This is a genomic window from Vibrio sp. 10N.222.55.C6 (assembly GCF_041473395.1).
Taxonomy (GTDB): Bacteria; Pseudomonadota; Gammaproteobacteria; order Enterobacterales; family Vibrionaceae; genus Vibrio; species Vibrio crassostreae_C.
The window spans coordinates 1-468 of sequence record NZ_JBFRSD010000331.1; the positions used below are offsets into that span (position 1 = coordinate 1).

The following is a 468-nucleotide window of genomic DNA, read 5'->3' on the forward strand; positions in this document are numbered from 1 at the left end:
CGACTCATAAGGTAAAACTGAAAGGCAATCGAGCTTCGAATGATGGGGATCTGGTGAGGCGTTGGTGTGTTGCAGGTAAAGGTGTGGCAATCAAATCGTGCCTTGATATGTCTGATGACCTTTTAGCAGGTCGAGTGGTTAGTATTATGAAGGAGTACAAACCAACGCCGACTGAACTCTGGTTGGTTTGTCCGAGCCGTCAGTCCATCACACCAACGGTTCGGCTGTTAAGAGATTTATTTAGAGAGAGAACGAACGTGATACTTGAGCAATTAGCAGAAAAAAGAGCGCTATAAGATACTGACGATGGCTTATAACGTAGCGACTCCGGAGTACAACATTTTTATAGCCGTAATGAATAATACGCTGTAGCTGATTTTGTAAATCAGCTCTTGAGAGATGATGTTAACCAACCAAACACCGGTTCTCACCCCTATAAATGCAATAGGTACAAGCACGAGTGATGTC

Annotated in this window: 1 protein-coding gene; it reads left to right on the forward strand. The window is 43.8% G+C overall.

Going from position 1 to position 468, the window contains the following annotated elements:
• The coding region (locus AB4486_RS23960; protein ID WP_372119103.1) for a LysR substrate-binding domain-containing protein at positions 1 to 296 on the forward strand (296 nt) is incomplete at its 5' end.
• Positions 297 to 468: the final 172 nt, after the last annotated feature.